The sequence below is a fragment of the Corynebacterium sp. HMSC05D08 genome, from assembly GCF_001807215.1.
GTDB lineage: Bacteria > Actinomycetota > Actinomycetes > Mycobacteriales > Mycobacteriaceae > Corynebacterium > Corynebacterium striatum.
Genome location: NZ_KV788283.1, coordinates 29,211 through 53,600, shown reverse-complemented (window position 1 = coordinate 53,600; position 24,390 = coordinate 29,211). Strand labels below are relative to the sequence as shown.

General features: G+C 60.5%; 23 protein-coding genes and 1 tRNA gene. 12 read left to right on the top strand and 12 right to left on the bottom strand.

Going from position 1 to position 24,390, the window contains the following annotated elements; translation table 11 throughout:
• The first annotated feature begins 30 nt into the window (after positions 1-30).
• Positions 31-249 carry a hypothetical protein gene (locus HMPREF3148_RS13910; RefSeq protein WP_005531389.1) on the top strand — a complete coding sequence of 73 codons (219 nt, stop codon included), beginning with the start codon at positions 31-33 and terminating at the stop codon, positions 247-249.
• Positions 250-281: 32 nt separating this feature from the next.
• Positions 282-608 carry a lipocalin family protein gene (locus HMPREF3148_RS13905; protein ID WP_371440702.1) on the top strand — a complete coding sequence of 109 codons (327 nt, stop codon included), beginning with the start codon at positions 282-284 and terminating at the stop codon, positions 606-608.
• 195 nt (positions 609-803) lie between these two features.
• On the opposite strand, the gene HMPREF3148_RS00220 is transcribed toward HMPREF3148_RS13905, so the two are convergent.
• Positions 804-876: transfer RNA gene (locus HMPREF3148_RS00220), tRNA-Lys, on the bottom strand.
• A 353-nt stretch (positions 877-1,229) separates the two neighbouring features.
• On the opposite strand from HMPREF3148_RS00220, the gene HMPREF3148_RS00215 reads away from it, so the two are divergent.
• The 4 genes from HMPREF3148_RS00215 to cydC are packed head-to-tail and all read left to right on the top strand — an operon-like array spanning position 1,230 to position 6,940.
• A complete protein-coding gene (locus tag HMPREF3148_RS00215; RefSeq protein ID WP_181815000.1) occupies positions 1,230-2,771 on the top strand; it encodes a cytochrome ubiquinol oxidase subunit I in 1,542 nt (513 codons plus the stop codon).
• Between the two features lie 2 nt (positions 2,772-2,773).
• Positions 2,774-3,784, top strand: coding sequence for a cytochrome d ubiquinol oxidase subunit II (cydB, locus tag HMPREF3148_RS00210; protein WP_005531386.1), 1,011 nt, complete (start codon positions 2,774-2,776; stop codon positions 3,782-3,784).
• A 13-nt stretch (positions 3,785-3,797) separates the two neighbouring features.
• Complete coding sequence (locus tag HMPREF3148_RS00205) at positions 3,798-5,369, top strand: ABC transporter ATP-binding protein/permease (RefSeq protein ID WP_005531384.1); 1,572 nt, start codon at positions 3,798-3,800, stop codon at positions 5,367-5,369.
• The gene (cydC, locus tag HMPREF3148_RS00200) at positions 5,366-6,940 is read left to right on the top strand and encodes a thiol reductant ABC exporter subunit CydC (protein ID WP_049062714.1); all 1,575 of its coding nucleotides are present in this window, start codon (positions 5,366-5,368) and stop codon (positions 6,938-6,940) included. Before HMPREF3148_RS00205 ends, cydC begins: the two co-directional genes overlap by 4 nt.
• An 86-nt stretch (positions 6,941-7,026) precedes the next feature.
• On the opposite strand, the gene HMPREF3148_RS00195 is transcribed toward cydC, so the two are convergent.
• A complete protein-coding gene (locus HMPREF3148_RS00195; protein WP_049062715.1) occupies positions 7,027-8,529 on the bottom strand; it encodes an acetyl-CoA hydrolase/transferase family protein in 1,503 nt (500 codons plus the stop codon).
• Positions 8,530-8,708: 179 nt separating this feature from the next.
• Between HMPREF3148_RS00195 and dusB the strand changes: the two genes are divergently transcribed.
• Both dusB and phoU read left to right on the top strand, forming a co-directional pair.
• A complete protein-coding gene (gene dusB / locus HMPREF3148_RS00190) occupies positions 8,709-9,854 on the top strand; it encodes a tRNA dihydrouridine synthase DusB (RefSeq protein ID WP_005531378.1) in 1,146 nt (381 codons plus the stop codon).
• Between the two features lie 49 nt (positions 9,855-9,903).
• Positions 9,904-10,632 (top strand): phosphate signaling complex protein PhoU, encoded by a 729-nt coding sequence (phoU, locus tag HMPREF3148_RS00185; RefSeq protein WP_005531377.1) that lies wholly within the window; start codon positions 9,904-9,906, stop codon positions 10,630-10,632.
• A 224-nt stretch (positions 10,633-10,856) separates the two neighbouring features.
• Here phoU and pstB read toward each other — a convergent pair whose 3' ends face one another.
• The 5 genes from pstB to mshD form a co-directional block, all read right to left on the bottom strand.
• Entirely contained in the window at positions 10,857-11,630 is a 774-nt protein-coding gene (gene pstB, locus HMPREF3148_RS00180; protein WP_005531374.1) for a phosphate ABC transporter ATP-binding protein PstB, read from the bottom strand.
• 42 nt (positions 11,631-11,672) lie between these two features.
• Positions 11,673-12,584 (bottom strand): phosphate ABC transporter permease PstA, encoded by a 912-nt coding sequence (gene pstA / locus HMPREF3148_RS00175; protein ID WP_005531373.1) that lies wholly within the window; start codon positions 12,582-12,584, stop codon positions 11,673-11,675.
• A gap of 13 nt (positions 12,585-12,597) precedes the next feature.
• A complete protein-coding gene (gene pstC / locus HMPREF3148_RS00170; protein ID WP_005531370.1) occupies positions 12,598-13,644 on the bottom strand; it encodes a phosphate ABC transporter permease subunit PstC in 1,047 nt (348 codons plus the stop codon).
• 113 nt (positions 13,645-13,757) lie between these two features.
• Positions 13,758-14,852, bottom strand: a complete 1,095-nt coding sequence (gene pstS, locus HMPREF3148_RS00165; protein ID WP_005531368.1) for a phosphate ABC transporter substrate-binding protein PstS — start codon at positions 14,850-14,852, stop codon at positions 13,758-13,760.
• Between the two features lie 196 nt (positions 14,853-15,048).
• Positions 15,049-15,969, bottom strand: a complete 921-nt coding sequence (gene mshD / locus HMPREF3148_RS00160) for a mycothiol synthase (RefSeq protein ID WP_049147175.1) — start codon at positions 15,967-15,969, stop codon at positions 15,049-15,051.
• 33 nt (positions 15,970-16,002) lie between these two features.
• Between mshD and HMPREF3148_RS00155 the strand changes: the two genes are divergently transcribed.
• Positions 16,003-16,812, top strand: a complete 810-nt coding sequence (locus tag HMPREF3148_RS00155; protein WP_049147018.1) for an LmeA family phospholipid-binding protein — start codon at positions 16,003-16,005, stop codon at positions 16,810-16,812.
• A gap of 46 nt (positions 16,813-16,858) precedes the next feature.
• Here HMPREF3148_RS00155 and HMPREF3148_RS00150 read toward each other — a convergent pair whose 3' ends face one another.
• The gene (locus tag HMPREF3148_RS00150) at positions 16,859-17,887 is read right to left on the bottom strand and encodes a diacylglycerol/lipid kinase family protein (RefSeq protein WP_223197348.1); all 1,029 of its coding nucleotides are present in this window, start codon (positions 17,885-17,887) and stop codon (positions 16,859-16,861) included.
• Between the two features lie 65 nt (positions 17,888-17,952).
• Between HMPREF3148_RS00150 and HMPREF3148_RS00145 the strand changes: the two genes are divergently transcribed.
• On the top strand, positions 17,953-18,603 hold the full coding sequence (locus tag HMPREF3148_RS00145; protein WP_046646033.1) for a heme-binding beta-barrel domain-containing protein: 651 nt from the start codon (positions 17,953-17,955) through the stop codon (positions 18,601-18,603).
• Here the strand turns inward: HMPREF3148_RS00145 and HMPREF3148_RS00140 are convergent.
• Positions 18,600-19,466, bottom strand: coding sequence for an aminodeoxychorismate lyase (locus HMPREF3148_RS00140; RefSeq protein ID WP_370450476.1), 867 nt, complete (start codon positions 19,464-19,466; stop codon positions 18,600-18,602). The two genes, HMPREF3148_RS00145 and HMPREF3148_RS00140, sit on opposite strands and share 4 nt — an antisense overlap.
• 30 nt (positions 19,467-19,496) lie before the next feature.
• On the opposite strand from HMPREF3148_RS00140, the gene HMPREF3148_RS00135 reads away from it, so the two are divergent.
• Together HMPREF3148_RS00135 and HMPREF3148_RS00130 are read left to right on the top strand one after the other, a co-directional pair.
• The gene (locus HMPREF3148_RS00135) at positions 19,497-20,555 is read left to right on the top strand and encodes a CAF17-like 4Fe-4S cluster assembly/insertion protein YgfZ (RefSeq protein WP_053087993.1); all 1,059 of its coding nucleotides are present in this window, start codon (positions 19,497-19,499) and stop codon (positions 20,553-20,555) included.
• 177 nt (positions 20,556-20,732) lie between these two features.
• A complete protein-coding gene (locus HMPREF3148_RS00130) occupies positions 20,733-20,939 on the top strand; it encodes a DUF3073 domain-containing protein (protein WP_034657466.1) in 207 nt (68 codons plus the stop codon).
• 439 nt (positions 20,940-21,378) lie between these two features.
• On the opposite strand, the gene purM is transcribed toward HMPREF3148_RS00130, so the two are convergent.
• From purM to HMPREF3148_RS00115, 3 genes are read right to left on the bottom strand one after another with little or no spacing between them, the layout of a single operon-like run.
• Positions 21,379-22,431 carry a phosphoribosylformylglycinamidine cyclo-ligase gene (purM, locus tag HMPREF3148_RS00125; protein WP_005531349.1) on the bottom strand — a complete coding sequence of 351 codons (1,053 nt, stop codon included), beginning with the start codon at positions 22,429-22,431 and terminating at the stop codon, positions 21,379-21,381.
• 20 nt (positions 22,432-22,451) lie between these two features.
• Positions 22,452-23,951, bottom strand: coding sequence for an amidophosphoribosyltransferase (gene purF, locus HMPREF3148_RS00120; protein WP_070508538.1), 1,500 nt, complete (start codon positions 23,949-23,951; stop codon positions 22,452-22,454).
• 10 nt (positions 23,952-23,961) lie between these two features.
• Positions 23,962-24,366, bottom strand: a complete 405-nt coding sequence (locus HMPREF3148_RS00115) for a sterol carrier family protein (protein ID WP_049062720.1) — start codon at positions 24,364-24,366, stop codon at positions 23,962-23,964.
• Positions 24,367-24,390 lie beyond the last annotated feature (24 nt).

The following is a 24,390-nucleotide window of genomic DNA, read 5'->3' as shown; positions in this document are numbered from 1 at the left end:
CCACTCTTTCCATCTCTAGGAGAGCCCTCGATGGGCAACGATGCGTTTAAAATTTCTGTTCTCGTTTTGGCCATGCTTAGCTCGTTTGCCAACGCCCCTCCAGCTTCGGCCCAAGATATTTTTGACGGCGGCAGGTTGGGCGGCGGTTCCTCTCAGTTCACCGCAGAGAACCTTCCCGGCAGCGCTAATCCTCTGCCGGAATTCGGCGGTCAGGTTAATCTAAACAAGTTTCAAGGAACCTGGTACTAAGTAGCTGCCCTGCCGCAACCAGCGCAGCTACAGTGCGGCTCCAACTCTGTTGCGAAGTATTCGGTCATCGACGCCCGCACGATTCCGTGGACAATTCCTGCCGAACCTACCTGGGCGGGCGATCCGGAATCCACGGCACGGCAAGTGTGCGTAGTGACGCTTCGTTGCGCGTAAACTTCTCCGGAATTCCCTTCCAGAACGAAAACGGACCGGTCAACTACCGAGTCACGTACCTCGCCGAGGACTACTCCCTCACCATTATCGGAGACCCAGATCGTCTTTCGGGTTTCGTTCTCTCCCGCACCCCCCCCCTACCTAACGCCAGAGCAATGGGCCACCGTAAAGTTCATCGTGACTAACCGCGGTTGGTGAGACTGTGCCTTCCTGACCACGCCGGTCGACGGCGGGCAAGACGACGTTCGCCCTCTTTGCACGATTTAGTGCGCATTAGAACCAAAGCGTCAGAAACCCTCTCGCTAGCTCGATAACTTCGCCAGAGCTAGAAAACGGCGTTTCCCCTAGAAAGTAAGTCTTCTAGGGGAAACGCCGTTTTGTGGGCCCTCCGGGGCTCGAACCCGGGACCTGCGGATTAAAAGTCCGTAGCTCTACCAACTGAGCTAAAGGCCCAATGGATAGTTATTGTACCGGCAGCACGCGTTGGATTGAAATTCGCCCCCATGTTTTCGGCCCCGCTACATACAGCCGGAAGTATTGCCGTAAAAAATGGCACAAACGGCTTCAATCTCAAGGCCGTCTCGTTCTAGAAGAAGCCAATCGGAACGTGGGTATTTTCTCCGGGTTACACACCAGCATGACGCAAACACGTGGCCGATAATGTGCTTTTGCTCATGGCCCGGAACTATCCGCACTTCCGGAGCGACTATATTAAATAACCGCGGATTTTCACCACGGGTTGATACTAATGCGCACGTCCGCACAAAATGCGGGGCGCGCATTCGGAATTAAAGGACGGGTGCGTTTTGGATCTCGTTGATATCTCGAGGTGGCAGTTCGGCATTACGACTGTCTACCACTACATTTTTGTGCCGCTGACCCTGGGGCTAGGGCCGATGGTGGCCATCATGCAGACTGTGTGGCACCGCACCGGCAACCCTGAATGGTTCCGGGCCACGAAGTTCTTCGGAAATCTCTTCCTCATCAACTTCGCCATGGGCGTAGTCACCGGCATTGTGCAGGAATTCCAATTCGGCATGAACTGGTCCGAATACTCCCGCTTCGTGGGCGATGTTTTCGGCGCCCCGCTCGCATTCGAGGGACTCGCGGCCTTCTTCTTCGAATCCGTCTTCCTGGGCGTGTGGATCTTCGGTTGGGACCGCGTGCCCAAATGGGCTCACCTCGCCGCCATCTGGACGGTCGCTATCGCGGTGAATGTCTCCGCATACTTCATCATCGTCGCCAACTCTTTCATGCAGCACCCCGTGGGCGCTGCTTTTGACGAAGTCAAGGGCCGTGCAACACTCACGGATTTCTGGGCACTGCTTACCAACCCCACCGCGCTACAGGCCTTCCCACATGCGGTCGCCGGCGGTTGGATCCTGGGCGGCACGCTTGTTGCCGGCGTTGCCGGATGGTGGATGCTGCGCGAGGCCCGCGCAGGCGATGCCCATGGGCACGCAGCAGGAATCTGGCGCAGCCTCACCCGCTTCGGTTCCTGGGTCATCCTGGTCGGTACGGCAGCCGTTGCGCTCACGGGTGACTTCCTTGGCAAGCTCATGTTCGTCCAACAGCCGATGAAGATGGCCTCCGCCGAAGCACTGTGCGAGACCGAAATGGACCCAGCATTTTCCATCTTGTCGTTTTCCTCGATGAACAACTGTGAGACCGCCGTGCATATGCTCGACGTGCCCTACGTTCTGTCTTTCCTGGCGAAGGGAACCTTCAGCGGCGTCGAGCTGCGCGGCGTCAACGAGTTGCAGCAAACGTATGAAGCGCTCTACGGGCCAGGCAATTACACTCCCAATCTCTTCGTGACGTACTGGTCCTTCCGCCTCATGATCGGCTTCCTCGCGGTGCCGGTCATCTTGGCTCTCGTCGCACTGTGGACCACGCGGAGCCACCGCGTGCCGCAGGCGAAGTGGATGTCCAGCGCGGCACTGCTGGCGCTGCCCGCACCGTGGCTGTCGAACTTCTCGGGCTGGATCTTCACCGAGATGGGCCGCCAGCCATGGATCGTCGCTCCCAATCCGGAAGCCGCCGGTTCAGCAGAAAAGATTCACCTCATCGTGGACTTTGGCGCCTCCGATCACCCGGAGTGGGTGGTGTGGACGAGTCTCATTGTCTTCACGTTGCTCTACGGCATCTTGGCCGTCATCTGGTTCTGGCTCATGCGCCGCTACGCAGTGATGGGGCTCAATCAGCCGGGCCTGCGCGACGGGGATGAAAAAGACCTGGCTGCGGCTCTTTATGGGCCGGGTGAAGATACTGAGCTACAGCCTCTGAGCTTTAGCGATTCTGCTGCGGGCGCGGCTGCAGCCGGTGCCACGAACAAGAAGGGGAAGTAGTCATGGATCTCAACACCGTGTGGTTTATCATCATCGCCTTCTTCTTCACGGGCTACTTCGTGCTTGAAGGATTCGACTTCGGCGTGGGCATGCTCTTGCCTTTCTTGCGCGGGGAATCCGCCGCGGACAGCGATGCGCGCCGTACCGCCGCGGTGCGCGCCATCGGTCCTGTCTGGGACGGCAACGAGGTCTGGCTCATCGTCGCTGGTGCCTCCATCTTCGCGGCCTTCCCGGAGTGGTACGCGACGCTCTTCTCGGGCTTTTATTTGCCGCTGTTACTCATCGTTACTGCACTCATTATCCGCGGCGTCAGCCTTGAGTGGCGCGTTAAGGTCGACACCCTCGCTTGGCGCAAACGTTGCGATATCGGCATCGCGCTCGGCTCCTATCTCCCCGCTCTACTGTGGGGCGTAGCCATGACCAACATCGTGGCGGGCGTTGCTTTCTCGTCCCCCGGTCATGTCGACTCGGTGATAGATGGTTTCCTGGGGCTGCTTAACCCGCGCGGCCTGCTGGGCGGCGCGGCCTTTCTGCTGCTCTTCGCCTTCCATGGCGCTCTCTTCTTGGGGCTCAAGACCCACGCACCGGTTCGCACGCAAGTCCACGCCATCGCGCGGGGCTGGCTGGCCATCGCCACACTTGCGGTCGGTGCGATCTACCTCGTGTGGATGCAGCTAAACTTCGGCAAATCCTGGACCTGGATTGCCCTTGCGGCCGTCGCGCTCGCGCTCGTCGCCGCCTTCGCGGGCCTGTGGAGCGGTCGCGATCGTACGGCGTTCTTCGGCACCGCCGCGGCGATCATCGCGGTGGGATTGGCGCTCTTCGGAGCGCTCTTCCCCAACGTCCTGCCTTCCGTCACGGACGTGGCAGGCCTGGATATTTACACTGCGTCCGCGAGCCCGTACACCCTGAAGATCATGACGTGGGCTGCGGTGGTGCTCGCGCCAGCCGTCCTCATCGGCCAAGGCTGGACCTACTGGCAGTTCCGCGCGCGCATCGGCGTCGACGCTTAAGGCGAGCCCAGCCATGGCTGCTCCCCTCGATCCGCGGCTTATGCGCCTCGTGCCGCCAGTGCGCGGCCTCATTCTGCGTACCGGCAGCTTTCAGGCGCTCGATACTGTGCTCGTCATCGCGCGCGGCGTGCTTATCGGCACAGTGGCCGCGCGAACCATCACGTCCGACGCTCACCTTCGTGAACTGTGGCCGCTGCTGTTGGCAGTACTCGCGGTGGTACTGCTCCATGCGGCCGCTGCCTGGGCGAGTTCCCGCGCGCAGGCCCACGCGGTGGGCAAGACCGTCGACGCGCTGCGCATGCGTACCCTGCGCGCCCTGGCTACTCGCGACCCACGCGTCGTGCAAGAAGAGTCCGGACAGTGGCGCCACGTGCTCACCCGCGGCATGGAGGACTTCCGGCCGTATCTGTCGCAGTTTCTGCCCGCTCTCGTGGCGGTCTGCATCGCGACCCCTGCGGCGCTTGTTACCATAGCCTATTTCGATTGGGTCTCTGCTGTCTTCGCTCTAGTGACGCTGCCCCTCATCCCGGCGTTTATGGTGCTCATCGGCGCGCTCACCGCGCAACACACGCAGCGACGCCTAGCCGTCACCGCCGGGCTCGGCGGCCAGCTCGCGGATCTCGTGCGAGGTGCGCCCACGCTGCGGGCGCTGCACGCGACCAAGCAGCCAACGCGATCCGTGGGAAGTCTGGGCGAGCGCCATTCCAAGGCCACGATGGGCGTGCTGCGTCTGGCCTTCCTATCATCCTTTGCGCTCGAGTTTCTGGCTACGCTCTCCGTGGCACTCGTTGCCGTCAATATCGGCCTGCGCCTCGTCACTGGCTCCATCGAGCTACTCCCCGCGCTGGTCGTGCTCATCATCGTGCCTGAGGTCTTCAACCCGGTGCGCGCGGTGGGTTCCAGCTTCCATGCCGCGGCCGATGGCTTAGAAGCCGCCCAGATGCTCCTCGGGGTCATCGACAGCGCCGCCGCAAAGCCAGAGGTCACGGGTGGATATCGCACGCTGGCTGGTTCGGAAGTCTCGGTCTCTCACGTGAGTATCTCTGGCCGTGATGGCATGCGGCCTCAGGATCTGACTTTTAAAGCACGGCCTGGCGCGCTCACGGTGCTCAGCGGCGCCAACGGCTCTGGAAAATCCACCGTTTTGCTTGCTCTTCTGGGCGCACTTCCAGACGCCGCCGTTACCGGGACCGTCCGCCTGCCTCCAGGCTCCGCATATCTTGCCGCCAGCCCGGCGCTGGTTACTGGCACGGTCGCTGAGAACCTGGCGCTCACCGATGCCACCGATTCCGCGCTCGCCGCCGCGCAGGATGCTGTCCCGCTCGGGGTGGGGCACGCTCATGACGTGGCCACCGGCGGCACAGGTATTTCCGCGGGCCAGCGCGAACGCGTGGGCATCGTACGCACCCTCGCGGTGGACGCACCGTGCTATCTCCTCGACGAGCCCACCGCCCACCTCTCCCCCGAGCTCGTCACCAACGTCATCGCGGCCCTCCAGGCGCGGGCACACGCGGGCGCTGTTGTGCTCGTGGCCAGCCATGATCCGCGCCTTATCGCGAAAGCCGACGAGGTGATTGAGCTATGACTTCTTCTTTCGTCTCCGATCTCCGCTTCATCCTGCGCGCAGCTGGCGTGCGCAGACGCGAACTCATCGCCGCCATCGCGCTCAGCACGGTAACGCTCACTGCGGCGCTAGCGCTCACGCTCACCTCTGGCTGGCTCATCACCCGAGCTTGGCAGATGCCGCCCGTGCTGGTGCTCTCTGTCGCCGTGACGAGCGTGCGCGCGCTCGGCATCTCCCGTGCTCTCTTCCGCTACGTCGACCGTCTCTACGCGCACCACATGGCGCTTCGCGCCCTCACGCGTCTGCGCAGCGCCATCTTCACCGCGCTCGTCGAACGTGAGTCCCCGTCCTTCAGCCGCGGACGCGCCCACGTTCGGCTTGTCCGCGACGCTGACGCCATCACCGATTTCCTCGTGCGGGGGCTCCTCCCCTCCGGTACCGCCGCCGCCATGAGCGTGCTCGCGGTCATCACCACGGCGCTGCTGAGTCTGCATGCAGCGGCGATCATGCTTGCGGCCTTCCTCGTCACCGGCATTGCCGTGCCGGGGCTCGTCGCTCGCGCTGCCACCCGCAACCGTGCTGCCCGCGAGCGCGCCCGCTTCATCGAGCGCCTCGATCTCGTACTTGAACACCGCGTCGAATTCACGGCCTTGGGGCGCGCGGAAGAGCTGCTGGACCACGCCGCGGCGGCATCGGAAAGCGATAGCTCCGCACGCGTTGCTGCCGATGCCCCCTTGGCCCGCGCCACCAGCCTCTTCACCCTCGCTACGGGGCTCGCGGCATGGGGCGTGCTGGTCTGCGCTGTGCATTTCTATGCTGGCAACCCAATGTGGTTGGGCGCGCTCGTACTCATGCCGCTCGCGGCCTTCGAGGCCCACGGCCAACTCGCGGCAGCAACTCTCGCCGGTGTAGAGGCCGCGCCCTCTCTCCGCTGCGTATCCACGCTACTGACAACCCCGCGCCACACAAAGATCCCGCGCGAGCGCACCGCAGCAGTCACAGTATCGGGGTTGCGCACCGAATTTGGTCAGGCCACCTGGGACTTTCATGCCCCTGAAAATTCCCGCGTCATCGTGCGTGGCCCCTCTGGGGTGGGCAAGACGCAGCTCCTCGAGACCATTGCCGGACTGCGTAGCCCGCGGGCGGGCACCGTTACCGTGCCGAACTCGTGTCATTATTGCGCGGAGGACGCATGGATCTTCGCTACGTCGGTGCGCGAGAACCTGCGCGTCGCCGCTCCCGCGGCCAGCGAGAAGCTCATGCGCCGCGTGCTTGCCGCCCTCGACTTCGAACTCGACTTAGATCTTGTGCTCGCGGATGGCCCCGGCTCGCTCTCCTCTGGCCAACGTCGCCGTCTGTTGCTCGCCCGCGCGCTGTGCAGCGATGCACAAGTCCTGCTTCTCGACGAGCCCACCGAGCACATTGCTGATGCCGATGCCACATCCCTGCTGCGCATACTCGCCTGCGGGCCGCTGCCCGGCGCACGTGCAGAGCGCACCGTCATTCTCGTCACCCACTCTCCCGTGCCAGGCGCCTCGGCGGCGCTTGCCACTCCCAGCGTGACGGTACTTCCTCGCCCCTGTGCTCACTAGCCCCGCGGCACGCGATTGCCTACTGACGCGCAAACGCCCGCCCCGAAGGTTCCGGGACGGGCATCAGCATGAGCAACGAGGGCACATTAGCCGCGCATGTCGCCCTTCTCAGCGAAGTTGATCTGGAAATCGAATGCGGTCTTCAGATCGTGCGGGGTGTGGACGAACTTGTTCGCCTTCGCGCGCTCAAAGTACTCCTCCAGCATCGGACGGTAATCCGGGTGTGCCACGGCGATTACCTTCTCCACGCGCTCACGCGGTGCGAGACCACGCAAGTCAGCGACACCGTACTCGGTGATGATGACCATGGTGTCGTGCTCGGTGTGGTCAGTGTGGGAAACGAAAGGAACAATCGCGGAGATTGCGCCGTCCTTTGCCACAGACGGGGAAACGAACGTGGTGATGTAACCGTTGCGGGTGAAGTCACCGGAGCCGCCGGTGCCGTTCATGATGCGGGAGCCGCCAACGTTGGTGGAGTTGATGTTGCCGTAAATATCGGCCTCAATCATGCCGTTGGAGGAGATAAGACCCACGCGGCGGATAACCTCCGGGTGGTTGGAGACCTGCTGCGGACGCAGGATGATGTGCTTGCGGTAGCGCTCTGCCTCAGCGTTCATCTTCTCTGCGTATTCCGGGGAAAGTGCAAAGGAGGTAGCGGAAGCGACAGTCATCTTGCCGGCGTCGATAAGGTCAAGCATGCCGTCCTGGATGACCTCAGTGTATGCCTGAATGTTTTCAAACTTGGACTCCAGCAGGCCTGCCATCACAGCGTTAGGGACATTACCCACGCCGGACTGCATGATGAACTTGTCATACTCCAGGCGTCCAGCCGCAACCTCGCCCTCGAGGAACTCGATGAAGTTAGCGGCGATCTTCTCGGAAACCTCATCCGGAGCCTTAAATGGCGCGTTGCGGTCCGGAGCGTTGGTCTCAACGACTGCGACGACCTTTTCGGTCGGCAGCTCAATGTACGGGGTACCAATGCGGTCATCAACCTTGGTGATCGGGATTGGCTGGCGGTTAGGCAGCTTCTCGATCTTGTAAATGTCGTGCATGCCCTCGAGGTTCTCGGACTGCCAGGTGTTTACCTCGAGAATAATCTTGTCTGCAGCCTCGATGTATTCCAGGTTATTGCCCACTGCAGAAGACGGGATGATGTTGCCGTCTTCCAAGATGCGGACAACCTCGATGATTGCGACCTGGAAGTCACCGTAGAAGCCCTCTTCAACCTGCTGGCCAGAGTGGGACAGGTGGATGTCCTGGTAAAGAATCTCACCGGCGTTTGCCTTGTTACGCAGAATCGGATCGGAGTTGTACGGGGAGCGGAAGCGCAGAGCGTCTGCCTCCGCCAGAACACCGTCACAGTCCGGAGCGGTGGAAGCACCGGAGAAGAGATCGATCTTGAATTCTTCGCCAGCTGCGTGTGCAGCCTTAGCCTTTTCAGCGATGGCGGTCGGCAGCGCCTTTGGATAGCCAGCTCCGGTGAAGCCGGAGATTCCGACGCGGTCACCGTTGTTGACAAACTTTGCAGCCTCGTCAGCCGAAACAACGAGGTCCTTAAATGGCGCGTATGCGATCCTATCGGACAAGGTAAATCCTCCTTTTTATACGGGAAAAGACCTAGGTAACGGTCCACCCCTGCGAGTTACATGCACCACATTAGCGAACTTGTTGAGGTTTTACCGAAATCTTCGCAAACTTACACACCCCCGTCACACCGTCTTCCACAACTTGCCACCCAACCTGCTAAAAGAGCACAATTGGCTGCGTGAATCTTGCAATCGGAAAAATCGAGCTCAACTCCCCCGTTGTCCTAGCCCCTATGGCGGGCGTGACCAACGTGGCTTTCCGCACGCTCTGCCGCGAACAAGAAATAGAGAAAACAGGCACCGTCTCAGGCCTGTATGTGTGCGAAATGGTGACGGCGCGCGCCCTCGTGGAGCGCAATGAAAAGACCATGCACATGACCACCTTTGGGCCGGAAGAAAACCCCCGTTCATTGCAGCTGTATACCGTCGATCCGGAGTACACATACAAAGCAGCCAAGATGATTGTGGACGAGAACTTGGCAGACCACATCGACATGAACTTCGGCTGCCCCGTACCTAAGGTGACCCGTCGTGGTGGCGGCTCCGCCCTGCCCTACAAACGCCGCCTCTTCGGCAACATTATCGCAGCAGCGGTAAAGGCAACTGAAGGAACCGACATCCCGGTTACCGTAAAGATGCGCGTGGGCATCGATGACGAGCACCATACGCACCTCGACGCCGGCCGTATCGCCGTCGAGGAAGGTGCAGCCGCGGTTGCACTCCACGGACGCACTGCCGCGCAGCGCTACTCGGGTCATGCCGATTGGAACGAGATCGCACGCCTGAAGGAACATCTCGCCGACTCGGGCATTCCCGTGCTTGGCAACGGCGACATCTTCAAGGCCACCGATGCGCGCGCGATGATGGAGCAGACAGGCTGCGACGGCGTCGTCGTCGGTCGCGGCTGCTTGGGCCGCCCGTGGCTCTTTGCAGAACTATCCGCCGAGCTGCGCGGCGAGCCCATCCCGGCAGAGCCGACACTGGGCGAAGTAACGAAGACTATGATTCGCCACGCAGAGTTACTTGCACAGCACGACGGCGAGCGCCAGGCAAGCCGCGATATCCGCAAGCACGTGGGTTGGTACCTGCGTGGATTCCCAGTCGGCGGCGAGGTTCGCTCGGGCCTGGCGCGCGTCGAATCCGTGGATAACCTGCGGGAACTATTGGCACCGTGGGCTAATTCGCAGGCGCTTGCCGACGACGCGGATGGCGCCCGTGGGCGTCAAGGCTCACCCGCCAAGGTGGTCCTTCCGGAAGGTTGGCTGGACGACCCAGAGGACGCTACCGTGCCGGAGGGCGCGGAAATCATGCACTCCGGTGGATAAATAAAACCTTAACGAGCGCTAGACCAAAAATTGGTCTATTATTTTCGACATGCGTACCGCTTATCGCGAACACCTCGACGACTTCTCGCATGACCTCATCATCATGCGAGACATCGTCCACACCATCATGACCAAAGCCTCCGAAGCCCTTCTAGAATCCGAACTCCAGTCGGCCGAGGAGTCCCTGTCGCTGCGCGATGACCTCGACGAGGTTCGCACTCGCTGCGAGGAACGCGCAGTGCTACTCCTCGCCCTCGAAAACCCCATGGCCAAGGATCTTCGCCAGGTAGTTTCCTCCATCTACATCGTCGAGGATCTCTACCGCATGGGCCGCCTGGCGCAGCACGTCGCCTCCGCCGCGCGGCGCCGCCACCCCGAGTCCGTCCTCCCTGCTGACTGCATCGGCTACTTCGAGGAGCTCTACCGACTCGTCGCTGACATGAGTAAAATGCTCCGCGAAATCCTCGTTACGCCGGATCCCGACACCGCATTGAAGATGGCTTCTGAGGATGACGCTGTCGACGACATAAACCACTATCTCCTCTCCTACTTAACGCAACGAGAGTGGAAAGCAAGCGTGCGCGAAGCAGTTGAAACCGCACAAATGACGCGCTACTACGAGCGCTTCGCGGACCACTGCGTCGCTGTGGCAGGCCGCATCATTTACCTGTCCACAGGCTTGGCGCCAGAGGAATACATGGCCAAGCTAAGCGAGGAGGAGCGGGATAAGGAATTCGAATCCCGCATGGCCGAATTGGAGCGTCAGTTCCGCCGCTAAAAGCAATAACCCGACTAGACCTTTTCAAGCCGCAAATGGAGAGGATAAGTCGGGTTTCTGCGTTTTGCACATAAATTATCTACGCAAGTCTAAATACACTTCAGGATTCGGTATCACGCAATCCGGGGAATAAAAGGGGCCCTCGCATTCCGCAGCAATATAGCCGCAGGAGTGCGAGGGCCCCACTCATTCACAGGAACGAGCAAGAAGTGAGACTGGTGTCTTTAGCCGAAGCGACCGGAGATGTAGTCCTCGGTGTCCTTCTTGGATGGATTCTTGAAGATGGTGGTGGTGTCATCGAACTCTACGAGGTGGCCCGGCTTACCGGTCGCCTCGAGGGAGAAGAAACCGGTCTTGTCAGAGACACGAGCTGCCTGCTGCATGTTGTGGGTAACGATAACGATGGTGAAGTTTTCCTTCAGCTCGTGGATGAGGTCCTCCACCGCCAGGGTGGAAATTGGGTCAAGTGCGGAGCAAGGCTCATCCATGAGGAGAACCTCTGGCTCGACTGCAATCGCACGAGCGATGCACAGACGCTGCTGCTGACCACCGGAGAGGCCGCCGCCCGGCTTGTCCAGACGGTCCTTAACCTCGTCCCAGAGGTTTGCGCCACGCAGGGATTTCTCAGCGACTTCCTTCAGCTTCTTTTTGTTCTTCTCGCCAGACAGACGCAGGCCAGCCACGACGTTGTCCTCGATGGACATGGTTGGGAATGGGTTCGCCTTCTGGAACACCATGCCGATGGTGTTGCGAACGGAAACTGGGTCAACCTTCGGGCCGTAGATGTTCTGGCCGTCGAGAAGAATTTCACCCTTCACGGATGCACCTGGGATGACCTCGTGCATGCGGTTGAGGGTACGCAGAACGGTGGACTTGCCACAGCCAGAAGGGCCAATGAATGCGGTGACTGCCTGTGCTGGGATCTGCATGTTGACGTTCTGTACGGCGTGGAAGTCACCGTAGTAGATGTTCACGTCATTGAGCTCAAGCTTTGACATTGAAAGATACTCCTGTTGAGAGGTTTTAAGTGGGACGGCGTTTTACTTCTTGACGGAGAACTTCGCAGAAATGATGCGAGCTCCAATGTTGAGGATTGCGATGATGAGGACCAGGGTGAGCGCAGCGCCCCACAGTTTGTCCAGAACAGCCGGCTGTGCACCGGACTTGTACATGTCGAGCATCATCAGCGGCAAGGAGGACATAGCGCCGTCCATTGCATCCCAGTTGATGGAAGAGGTGGAACCCACCAAGACCAGAACCGGAGCGGATTCACCCATAACACGGGCCACAGCCAGCATGATGCCGGTGACGATGCCGGAGAGGGCGGTCGGCAGAACGATTCGCGCAATGGTCTTCCACTTTGGAACGCCCAGGGCGTAAGAGGCCTCACGCAGGTCCATTGGGACCACACGGAGCATTTCCTCGGTGTTGCGGACGACGATTGGAATCATCAGCAGAACCAAAGAAAGTGCCACAGCCATACCGGAGCGCTCGAAGCCGAAGAGAGTAATCCACATTGCGAAGACGAACAGTGCAGCAACGATGGAGGGAACACCAGAGAGGATGTCCACCATGAAGGTGGTCAGGCGGCTAAGCAGGCCACCGCGGGAGTACTCCACCAGATAGATAGCGGTGAAGATTCCGATTGGCACGGAGATAAGCGTCGCGAGAATCGTCTGCACGAAAGTACCGATAATGGCGTGTAGTGCACCACCACCAGCTTCGGTGTCGAGGATTCCGCGCTGGGAAAGGGTCCACCACTCGGGGGTGAGGATGGCACCAGCACCGCGGGAGAAGAGCTCCCACAGAACCCAGACGAGCGGAATCATAGCCAGAATCATCGTGGCCCACACGATGATGGTGGCGACGTTGTTGGCAGTCTTGCGGCCTGCAGAGATATCGAGGAAGACAGAACCGGAATTCTGAGGCAGAGTCTTTACTGGAGTAGACATTGTTTTCTTCCTCCTACTTGTTCTTCACGATGGAACGGGCAATGGCGTTGACCACGAAGGTCAGGAAGAACAGCATGAGACCGGCCGCGATGTATGCACCTGCACGCATCTCGTTACCGAACTCGGAAGCTGCTAGAGCAATCGCCGTTGCGAAGGTAGTACCTCCGTCGAAGAGCGAGAAGCGGAAGTCAATCAGCGGGGAGACAACCATGTACAGAGCCATGGTCTCACCCAGTGCACGGCCCAGACCCAGCATGGAGCCTGCGATGTAGCCGGACATACCGAATGGCAGAACGGTCATGCGGATAACTTCCCACCGGGTCGCGCCGAGTGCCAAAGCGGACTCGATCTGGCCCGGAGGCGTCTGGACAAAGACCTCACGTGCGGTAGCAGCGATAATCGGCAGAATCATCACTGCCAGCACGATGCCACCGGTAAAGATGTTGCGGCCGGTAGTGAAGGACGGCGAGTTGTCGTACGTCGTGAAGAGGAAGAAGCCACCAGCCCAAGAGTGCAGCCAGGTGTAGAAACCGGACAAAGCTGGGCCGAGCACCTGCCAGCCCCACAGACCGTAAACAATCGAAGGAACTGCTGCGAGCATGTCAACGAGGAAGCCCAGTGGCTTAACCGCGCGTGCCGGAGCGTAGTTGGAAAGGAAGATGGCGATACCGAGTGCAATCGGCATGGCAATCAACAAAGCCACGACGGAGATGAGGATCGTCGATCCGAACATGGTCGGGATACCGAACTTCATTGCGTCGGTGTCGTTGGTTTCCCAACGCTGACCGTAGGTAAAGAATCCCAGGAATCCGCCCTCATTGACGTTGAGCGCAGGAACTGCGCGCCAAATCAGGAAGGCAGCGATAGCCGCAATCATCACCGTGATGAGCGTTGCGGAAGCAGTGGAGAGGAACTCAAAGACGCGGTCGCCGGGGCGCTTTACGCCCGCGCCGGTAGCAACGGAAGCTACCTCAGGACCGTCAGTGCCGAGTGCAGGCTGGGACGTTGTGATTACGTCCTGCTCATCGACCGGCGCCGTGGTGAGATTGTTGTCTGCCATGAGACTACGAAATCCTTTTCAACGGAAAGTTTGGAAATTATAAGACATACCGCAGCCCCCAAAGGCGCTCAGTGGAACGGATTTGGGGGCAAGCAGTGTATGGGCCCAGAGGATTACTGGATTGCTTCGACCGCAGCCTTCAGGCGGTCAAGGTGGTCGCCGGCGACTGGGATGAAGCCAGCAGCCTCGAGGTCAGCGTTCTGGTTCTCCAGAACGGTGTTCATGAAGGCCTTCACCAGAGCGGAGGTCTCCTCATCGTAACCAGCGGAGCAAACGATGTTGTAGGTGGTGAGGATGAGTGGGTAAGCACCAGCGGTGTCGGAACCGAAGAGAGCCTCGGAGTCAACAACCATGTTGTGCTCGGAGCCGGTCTCCTTGAATGCCAGGTTGTCGAGTGCAACGCCGACGGACTCGTTGGAGAGCTCTACAGGGCCGTTGCCGAAGTCGATCTTGGCAATCTTAACGCCGTCGCCTTCCTTCTGGTGTGCGTAGCCAGCCTCAACGTAGGTGATTGCACCCTCGATGGAAGCAACCTGGTCAGCAACACCGGAGGAGCCGTTTGCGCCCTCACCGACAGCGTCTGGGAACTGCTTGCCCTCGTCGTCCCAGTTACCGGTAGCGGTCTTCAGGAACTTCTGGAAGTTGTCAGAGGTACCAGACTCGTCAGAACGGAAGATGACGGTGATGTCGGTGTCAGGAAGCTCGGTTCCCTCGTTGGCAGCCTTAATCTCTTTGTCGTTCCACTTGGTGATCTCGCCCTTGAAGATCTTTGCCAGGGTCTCGGTCTTCAGGTTGACCTCGGTGTCACCCAGGTTATAAGCGATAGCAACTGGGCCGATGGTGGTTGGCAGGTGCCATGCGTCGTTGCCCTCGCAACGCTCCTTGGCAGCCTCAACCTCACCCTTGTCTTCCTTCAGAGCGGAGTCGGAACCAGCAAAGTCAACGGTGCCGTTGGTGAAGGCCTCAACACCCGCGCCGGAACCGGAAGAGGTGTAAGAGAAGTTAGCGTCTGGGTAGTCAGCCAGGAATGCCTTCTCAAAGACGGACATTGCGCTCTTCTGGGAAGAAGCACCCTCGCCGGTGAGGTCACCGGAGACCTCAGAGCCGCCCTCAGAGCCGGAGCCGGACTCAGAGCAGGCGACGAGGCCGGTGGAAGTTGCGGCGATGATGCCGAAGATTGCAGCAGTGCGCTTGAAGTTGCGGGTCACGGGGAAACCTTTCAACGAAGAACAGAGATTGTTAGTCCGAGGAAACCGCACTTCGCATTGGCATTTCGCGAAAGAGCTGAAAGATGATTACCAACACCGCGGTTAACTCACGGGATGTAAAGCTAACCGGAGCGGGTTAACCGCAGTAGTAGTTTCAGGTGAACAAAAAGTGAACATGTCCCCAATCCGCGTGAGGCTAATCACGATCCGAATAGACGGAATGGTCTTCAATAACTTCGAAGCCCAAACGTTCATACGCCCTCACGGCCGGCTCGTTATCCGCCTCAACATAGAGAATTACCCGCTCAGCTCCCTTTTCCACCATGCGGTGAAGGCCGTCGTGGAGCAATGGACCGCCTAGCTTTTGACCGCGATAAGCCTCCGAAAGACCGATCACGTAGACCTCACCAAACTCAGGAGTTTCTTCTGTGTGCCATTTGGTCCAGTGGAATCCGACCATCGTTGGAGCACCCTGAGGTGAGGTTTTCTCCTCATCCCACATGAATTGGACGTCCGCCGGATCGAACCAATCCGCCTCCATTCCACGGTGCAAGCGCTCAAGATCCCAGCCACCTTGCTCGGGGTGCCACGAGAATGCCTCGTTGTTGGCGCGCACCCATTCCTGTTCCGCCCAGTCCTTGCCCCACCGCTGAACGGAATCGGTGTAGTTAAGGTGGGTAAAGGGGGCGTCGTCAAGCGCGGCGTGCTTGGCCAGGTTCTGCCCGTTTACCTCCATCACCAGCAGCTGTCGCACCAGGTGCAGATCGTTGCGGGCCGCCAACGCGCGTGCTGCCGGCAGGTTTCCGTGCGCCCAGAACTGGGCATGCGGCTGGGCGGCGCGAACGTGTTCAATGAGGTCCTGGCCCAGGCCGTGCCCGCGATGAGAGGGGTGAACAAAAAGCTCCACATCCTGCCCGGCCACAGCGGCGATACCGACTACCTGCTCGCCTTCCTTGGCGAGGTAATGCTGGTGTTCCAAGCGCGCATCGCTCAGGCCAAGCAGGAACTGCTCGGACAAGGGCGCGATGCCATCTGCCTGGCGCGCTTGCTCGGCACCAGCGCGTACCTTGTCTGCGAGATCGGCGTCTTGGGTGAGATTCAGGGATTCGATATTCATGCCCACCAGGGTACGTGCGGTAAGAATAGAGGGGTGACTGTTCTCCAAATCAACCGCCATATTGTCCGCCTTGGTGTCGTCGCCTTGGTGGGCGGCATCGCTTGGCTTAGCGACTCCGCAGTAGCCATGCACGCTGAGCACACAGTGGCTCAGGAATCGAAGGCGGTCTCGCGCCTGGAGAACACTCCCGACGTCTATATTGGCGGCATCCCTTATACATTGGCTGCGCTAACCAAGGAGATTCCTTATCTCGAGGTACAGTCGCTCGACGTCGAGGTACCCAAGCTCGGCATGGTCAACGCCTCAACCACAATGCGTGACATCTCCATCACGCCGCAGCAGGTTTTCAGCGGCAAATTTGAGGGCGCACCCGTATCCACGTACACGCGCGGTATCAGCCTCGACGGCGTAGCGCTCGGACGTTTGTTGGGGATTACGGATCTCTCGATTGCCAACCCCGACAACATCTCCCCCATCGGAGGCACCGCGGCAGAGGCTGAGCTGACGGGCACGCTGCCGGGCGATACGAAGAAGTCCACCGCTAAGGTGGCGCTACGCTTGGTCGGCGAGCAGTTCCACATGAACGTCTACGACACCGAAGACCCGCGCCTTATCAAGGCCTTTACCCTCCAGTTCGATACCCGCGAGCTGCCACTTCCTGCACAGGCGACGTCCGTCAAGCTCCACGGCGGCTCGATCACCTTCGAGGTCCAACGCCGCAACATCAAGCTCAAGTCCACGCAGCTGTCCCCTCTCGAAATAGAGGGCTCAGCGGAGAAGGCCGTTAAGGACGCCGAGCAAAAGGCGGAGGACACTGCGGAGAAGGTTAACGAGGGCAGCTAGCCCTGGGGGTGGCTCGCGGACTAGCGACTCGGTTGCCTGGCAGCGCCTACTTGATGCGAATCAAGTCGCGCAGAATCTCTCGCACGCTCCGCTCGTGGGGCGGGCGCGGCTGCAGGGGCGCGAAGACCTCAATGGCATCTGCCACCGATTCGAGGTGCACCTCGGTGAACTTGCCCACGGACTCGCCGTCGGCTTGGAAGCGCTTCGGAGTTGGCGTCTCCAAATCAACCGATTGTGCATCATCGAACTGCAGCGCACGCGCCTGGGTGATCTTGGACAGCATGCGCCGACGGTCCACGCCCATCAGGTGCAGCATGCCCACTAGGCCATGGATGCCGCCCAAGTCAGACACTCCAAATAGCCCCAGGCCCGCGTCGAAGGAGTTGCGCGGGTTGGTCACCACGGGAAGCGGGCCCAGGAACGTCCACGGGTTGGTATTCGAGGTAAACATCAGCGGAACCTTGTGCGCGGTGAATTGCTCGCCTGCCCGGCTGACGGCGTGCACGGAAATCTCCGGTGGGATGACGCGCGCCCGCAGGTAAGCCTGCGCGGAAACCGCGAGGTAGCGCAGCGGCGTGGCCGAAAAGCCCATCTCTCGTGCGCGATCGACTCGGGCAAGAACGTCGGCGTCCAAACCAAAACCAGCGTTGACCGCGAACCAACGGTCGTTCCACGTACCCAGGTGAATCTTGCGGCGGGTGTCGCGCTCCATGAGGCGAGCCAAGACGTGGGCCGCCTCCACCGGGGTATTGGGAATTCCCAGTGCACGCACAAAGACGTTCGCGGAACCGGTGGGGACTACGCCGAGGACAGGAAGCTCTTCAGGTCGCGGACGGTCCTTTCGGTCAGCCGGCCCCAACAGGCCGTTGACCACCTCGTTAACGGTCCCGTCGCCGCCAAAGACCACGATGGCGTCGAAATCAGTGCGTGTCATTCCGCGCACGATCTCCTCCGCATGCCCCGCGTAATGGGTGAACTGCATGCGCATGTGAGCGCCTTCGACGTCGCGAAGCAGCGGAATGACCTGCCGGAACAAGGCATCGCTCTGAGAAGTCGAGTTTGGATTTGAAATCATTAGTACTCGCACAGCGAACCAGCCTAGTGGTTGTTGACGTACATAGACGACTAGGCTGGTGCGTCATGAGCGAAAATAGCAACGAAAATAGCACCCAGAAGATCAACGGCAACGACGCCGTAAACCACGCCGCGGAGGCGTGGAAAGACGCAGCTTCCCGCAATATCCCTGCAGTAGACATCGTGGAGAACCCACTCGCGCAAGAGACCGCTAACCTGCGCCAGGGCCCTTCCCTGCACGACGGCCTGCTGGCTCTCCTTCCCCTCGTGGGCGTGTGGCAGGGCGAAGGCCAAGCACATGACACCACCGGCGAGCAGTACAGCTTTGGCCAGCAGCTCATCGTGAGCCACGACGGCGAAAATTACCTCACCTTTAGTTCCCGCACCTGGCGCATCGATTCCGAAGGCAAGCCAAGCGGCGCGGATATCCGTGAAAGCGGCTTCTGGCGCATCTCGCTCAAGGACGAGATCGAAATGACCTACACCTCCTCCAACGGCATCGTGGAAATCTTCTACGGCGAGCCTTTCAACGAGCGTGCATGGCAGCTGGAATCCGCCTCCACCATGGTCACGGAGACGGGCCCGAAGAACTTTGGCCCGGGCAAGCGCATGTACGGCTTGATGCCGAACAACAACCTCGGCTGGGTAGACGAGCGCATGGTCGACGGCGAGATGCGCCCTTACATGTCCGCTGAGCTCACCCGCGTGGCAGGCTAACGCGCCAGAGCAGCATCCAAGAGGTCCCGGATTTCCGCAGCGTTATCTGGGGCCTTTAGCCTTGTCCCATCAAGGTTAGTCACGCGCACAGCGGTACGTACCGAGGAGACCAACCACACAGAGTCAGAGCGCTCCAGGTATCCAGGGGTGATCTCCTTGGCCTTGCAGCGATAGCCCTTTTCCGTGGCGTACTCGAAAAGCGCGGCCTGGGTAGTGCCCGGCAGGATTCCCTTGCCCGCCGGGGTACGCAGCTTGTCACCGCGTACCGCCACGACTGTCGACGTCGCGCCCTCCAGCACCAAGCCCGTCTCCGGGTCGGTGAAGATCACGTCCTCAAAGCCCTTGCCTCGCGCCAGGCGCAGCGTGGCCATTGTGGCCGCGTAGTTCAGGGTCTTGGCGGGAAGCTCCTCAGCCACCTGCCACAACCGCGGGGTGGTCATGACCTTCACTCCCTTGGCACGCTGCTCAATAATCTTGGCGTCGATGGGCTGCACCACTACCCACGCGGTGGGGTGTCCGGTCGAGGCGCGCCCGCGGGTATAGGTCCAGGTGCACTTGGCCTCGCCTTGGCCATCAGGCCCGAAATAGTCGGCGATAGCCAGGTTGGTGGCCTCTTCCCACTTCTCCAACTGCGGCTCGGGCAGCTCGAGAGCCAGCGCCGAGTTAATAAAACGTTGGCCATGGCGCGCGAGGTTCGCGGCCTTGCCATCGCGGATAAGCAGAGACTCAAAGATTCCGTCTCCCCGGGTAACTGCGGCGTCATCCCAATAGACGAGCGGCAACGACGGCAAATGCTTGCGCACCGAGCCGCCATAAGGCTCAACAACGTAGATGACCGGCTCTTTTCGAGGCGTGAACTCCATATTTTTCATTATGCCCTACCATCGGAACCCGTGAGTTATTCTTCGCCACTTCTTCAGCGCCCCGGCGCATCAGAAATCCAAGACGCCACGCTTATCGATGCCGTCGGTATCGCCTGGCACTATGGCGATCCGCTCGTGGAGCAGCGATCAGTAGAGACCGGTTCCGCAATTGTGGACCGATCCCAGCGCCGCGTCATCAAAGTTGCGGGACCTGAAGCCGCAACGTTCCTAAACAATCTGCTTTCGCAGAAGCTAGACGACGTCTCATCTGGCTTCCACGCCGGCGCACTCGACCTCGATATACAGGGCCACGTACTCCACCAGATAGACCTCTCCCGTGTCGAGGATGCCTTCTATCTCGACGTGCCTGCAGCGCAGTTCGATTCGCTGCTGAGCTTTTTGACCAAGATGATCTTCTGGTCCCAGGTAACCGTGGAAGAGGCGGATCTAGCCGTGGTGACTGTGCTGGGCGAAGCGCTTCCCGCACCGGCTGATGCGGTACTTTCCCGGGAGGTCGTCTGGCGCGGGCCCCATCGCACCGACCACCTGATTCCGCGCTCGCGCCTCGCTGAGGCCGTGGCAGAGCTGGAGGCAGCCGGCGGAACCCTCGTGGGGTTGATGGCATTTACCGCGGAGCGCGTGCGCGCGTTGGAACCTGAGCTCGCCGCGGACTTGGACGACAAAGCAATCGCGCATGAGGTACCGCACTGGATTCGCCGCTCGCAGGGACCGGCCTTTGTGCACTTGGACAAGGGTTGCTACCGCGGGCAGGAAACCGTGGCCCGCGTGGAGAACCTCGGCCGTTCCCCGCGCTTGCTGGTGATGCTTTACCTCGATGGCTCGGCTCCGAACCGGCCTGCGATTGGTGACGAGGTAACACTGGGCGGGCGCCGTGTGGGGCGACTGGGCACCATTGTCGATGACTGCGACTATGGCCCGATTGCCCTGGCATTGATCAAGCGTTCCGCGCTCACGGGCGGAACGCTAACGATCGGCGACGTTGCCGCGTCTGTGGAAGAGGACTCCTTGCCTACCGACGAAGGGTCCAAGGCTGGGCGCGCGGCCGTGGAAAAGCTGCGTGGCCGCTAACTCAATGGCCGAAAGAGGCGAGTTATACCACTACTTTTGCAATAACTAGGGGGTGGTTCGGAATTTTTTCGTCACACAGGCTATTGTGTCTAACAGGAAGATTCACTTTTAGATTTAAGCCGATGGGGCGTCCAAGAATCCCTGGAACGCCCTACTCACCTCAAGGGGGTCATGCACATGGGACGCGGACGCGCAAAGGCAAAGCAGACCAAAGTTGCACGCCAGCTGAAGTACAATTCGCCCGAAATGGATCTGGATTCGCTCCAGCGGGAGCTCGCCTCCCAAAACCCGAATAACTCCCACGATTATGAGGACGAAGATCCTTATGCCGACTACGTCGACGAGTGGGACGAAGACGACCAAGACGACGAGGGCAAGCGCTAAGGCGCTTTCCTTTTCGCCGCTGGAACTCCAGCTGTAGGCCGCAGCCGCTTCGCACGGTTGCGGCCTTTTGCTTTTGGCCGCTGTCCGGCTCTTTCCCGCGTTGCCCTGCTCTTACCCGCACTGTCCTGCTCTTCACGGCCTCTTCCCTGGTCTGCCTGAGCCGCCCCTGCTCTTCCCTCGACCTTCCCTCGGCCTTCCCTCGGCCGGCATTTCCAAATGGTGAGGAACAAATGGTGAGGTGAGGCGTCACCCGCCCCAGGAGCTCACTGCAGTCACAGTGGTTACAGTGCGGCCTCACCATTTGGAGCCACACTAGGCTCCGACTGCATTTGGCGGCCGCGGGACAGACGCCCCAAATGGCAAACCACAAACGGCCTCCCCTCCTCCACCGCGATGTGGCAGAGACTGGAAGGCCGAAAGTAGAAGTGGTTGGGCAAGCTTAGAAGTTAGGGTGCTCACCATTCATGATGACGCGAGCTTCACCCTCGCCAGCAGCGCGAATGGTGCCCAACTCCCAGGCATCCACGTGGCGGGCAGCCATCATGGCCATAGCGCGCTCGCGGTCCTCCGGGGAGACAACCGCAATCATGCCAACGCCCATGTTGAAGGTCTTCTCCATCTCTTCGAGGGAAACCTTGCCCACGGAGGAGATGGTCTTGAAAATCTGGCCTGGGGTCCACGTAGAGCGGTTGACCTCAGCGGTCAGGCCCTCAGGGATAACGCGCTCCAAGTTGCCAGCCAGGCCACCGCCAGTGACGTGGCAGAAGGTGGAAACGTTGCACTCAGCGGTCAGCGCCAGGCAGTCCTTGGCGTAAATGCGGGTCGGCTCAAGCAGCTCCTCGCCCAGGGTACGGCCAAGCTCTTCGATGTGACCGTCAAGAGGCAGGCCAGCCTGCTCCAGCAGGACGTAACGAGCCAAGGAGTAGCCGTTAGAGTGCAGACCAGAGGAAGCCATGGCGATGAGGACGTCTCCGTCGCGGACCTTGTCCGGGCCCAGGATGGAGTCCGCCTCCACAACGCCGACTGCAGTTGCGGAAACGTCGTACTCCTCCGGATCCATTACGCCCGGGTGCTCAGCGGTCTCGCCACCGAGGAGCGCAGCGCCAGCCTGGACGCAGCCCTCAGCGATACCCTTCACGATCTCCGCGACCTTCTCCGGCACGACCTTGCCCACAGCGATGTAGTCCTGCAGGAACAGCGGCTCAGCGCCACAGACCACGAGGTCATCCACACACATTGCCACGAGGTCGATGCCGATGGTGTCGTGCTTGTCCATGGCCTGCGCCACAGCCAGCTTGGTGCCCACGCCGTCGGAACCCGCGGCCAGGACCGGCTCCTTGTAATCGCCCAGCTTGAACAGGCCGGCGAAACCGCCGAGACCGCCCATGACCTCCGGGCGGGAGGCACGCTTTGCGTGCGGGGCAAACAGGGTAACGGCACGGTCGCCTTCTTCGATGCTGACGCCTGCTGCGGCGTAAGTGTTCTCGCTCATTGTTGAGTCCTTCAAGTCTTTTAAGATTCAGAGCCGAGCAAGGAGCGCACGGCCTCAGCGTTCGGGTTGCCGGCCGGGAGGCCGAGTGGGTAGACACCGTCAAAGCAAGCGGTGCACAGCTCGTGTTGCGGCTGTTCGGTCGCGGCGACCATCTCCGCAATGGAGACGAAGCCGAGGGAGTCCGCACCGATGGCGTCGCAGATAGTCTTGCAGACTACTTCCGGGTCATCAGACGGGTTGGCGTTAGCGATGAGCTCGCCCGGGGAGGCGAAGTCAATGCCGTAGAAGCACGGCCACTTCACCGGTGGCGAGGCGATGCGCACGTGCACCTCGGCAGCGCCTGCCTCACGCAGCATGCGGATGAGCGCACGCTGGGTGTTGCCTCGGACGATGGAGTCATCCACCACCACGAGGCTCTTGCCTTCGATGACCTCGCGCAACGGGTTCAGTTTCAGGCGGATGCCCAGCTGGCGCAGGGTCTGTGTGGGCTGAATGAAGGTGCGACCAACGTACGCATTCTTCACCAGGCCGTGCGCGAAGGTGATGCCGGACTCGCGGGCATAGCCCACGGCCGCCGGGTTACCAGACTCAGGCACAGGAATGACTAGGTCCGCATCTGGGGCCGGGTATTGCCGCGCTAGACGACGCCCAATTTCCACACGCGTCGCGTTCACCGAACGGCCCTTGATGTCGGTATCAGGACGTGCCAGGTAGACGTACTCGAAGACGCAACCGTGGTGAGTTGGCTCCGCGAACTTCTCCGATCGGATACCCGCCTCGTTGATGGAGGTGAGCTCGCCCGGTTCAATCTCGCGGATGAACTGCGCGCCGACGATGTCGAGCGCACAAGTCTCCGAAGCCACGACCCAGCCCTTTGGCAAACGGCCCAGCACCAGCGGGCGCACGCCGTGCGGGTCGCGCGCAGCGTAGAGAGTGTGGCCATCAGTAAAGGTCAGGCAGAATGCACCTTTAACACGAGGGAGCAGGGCGCGCGCCGATTCAAAGACGCTAACGTCCTCACTCACGCCGTCGGCAAGCAGCATGGACAAGCACATGGAGTCAGAAACCGACTCTTCATGCGGCTTAATGAGCCCTCGCTCGATTGCCTCAGCGCGCAGCTCAAGGTAGTTGACTAGGTTGCCGTTGTGGCCCAGCGCGATATCGACGCCGCTCGGCGAGGTGCCGAACATGGGCTGCACGTTGGACCATTCCTTACCGCCCGCAGTGGAGTAGCGCGTGTGTCCCACGGCGACGTTGCCCTGCAGGGACGCGAGGATGGATTCATCAAAGATGTTGGCCACGAGGCCCATGTCTTTGAATACGACGATGCTGTCATCATCACCCACAGCGATACCGGCAGCCTCCTGGCCGCGGTGCTGCAGTGCAAACAGACCGAAGTAGGTCAACTTCGAGACTTCTTCGCCCGGGGCCCAGACGCCAAAGACGCCGCATTCCTCGCGCGGTTCGGTCTCGCTGTGATCATCGAGATTGGCGATATGGGGAGTTAGTTCAGCTACCACGGCTGCAATCCTAGTCGTTGTGGGCAGGAGAAACTAACGGAATGATGGGCAGCCATGCAGCGATTTCCCCTGAGCGCGAGCCAGAGGCATCCACCTGAGCTGCGCTAACGGCATCCTCCCAGCTGAGCAAGCCTGTAGCCAGCTGCAACCATGTCAAAGCGTCGGTCTCCACCACATTGGGTGGTGTGCCGCGGGTATGACGGGGACCCTCGATGCACTGGACTGCCACGAATGGGGGCACCCGCAGTTCCACCGAGTGCCCCGGCGCGTCGGCTTCGAGGGTGCGGGCGGTGCGACGGACGGCGTCGGCAAGCAATGCCCTACCTGGTTTTTCCACCTCATCGGGGTGTTTTATCCAGTCTTGGACCGCCACCACGGCGGCGCGCGTGGCCGCTGAGTCTACCTTATTTTTCATGCGCTAATTCGGCCTCCCTGATAA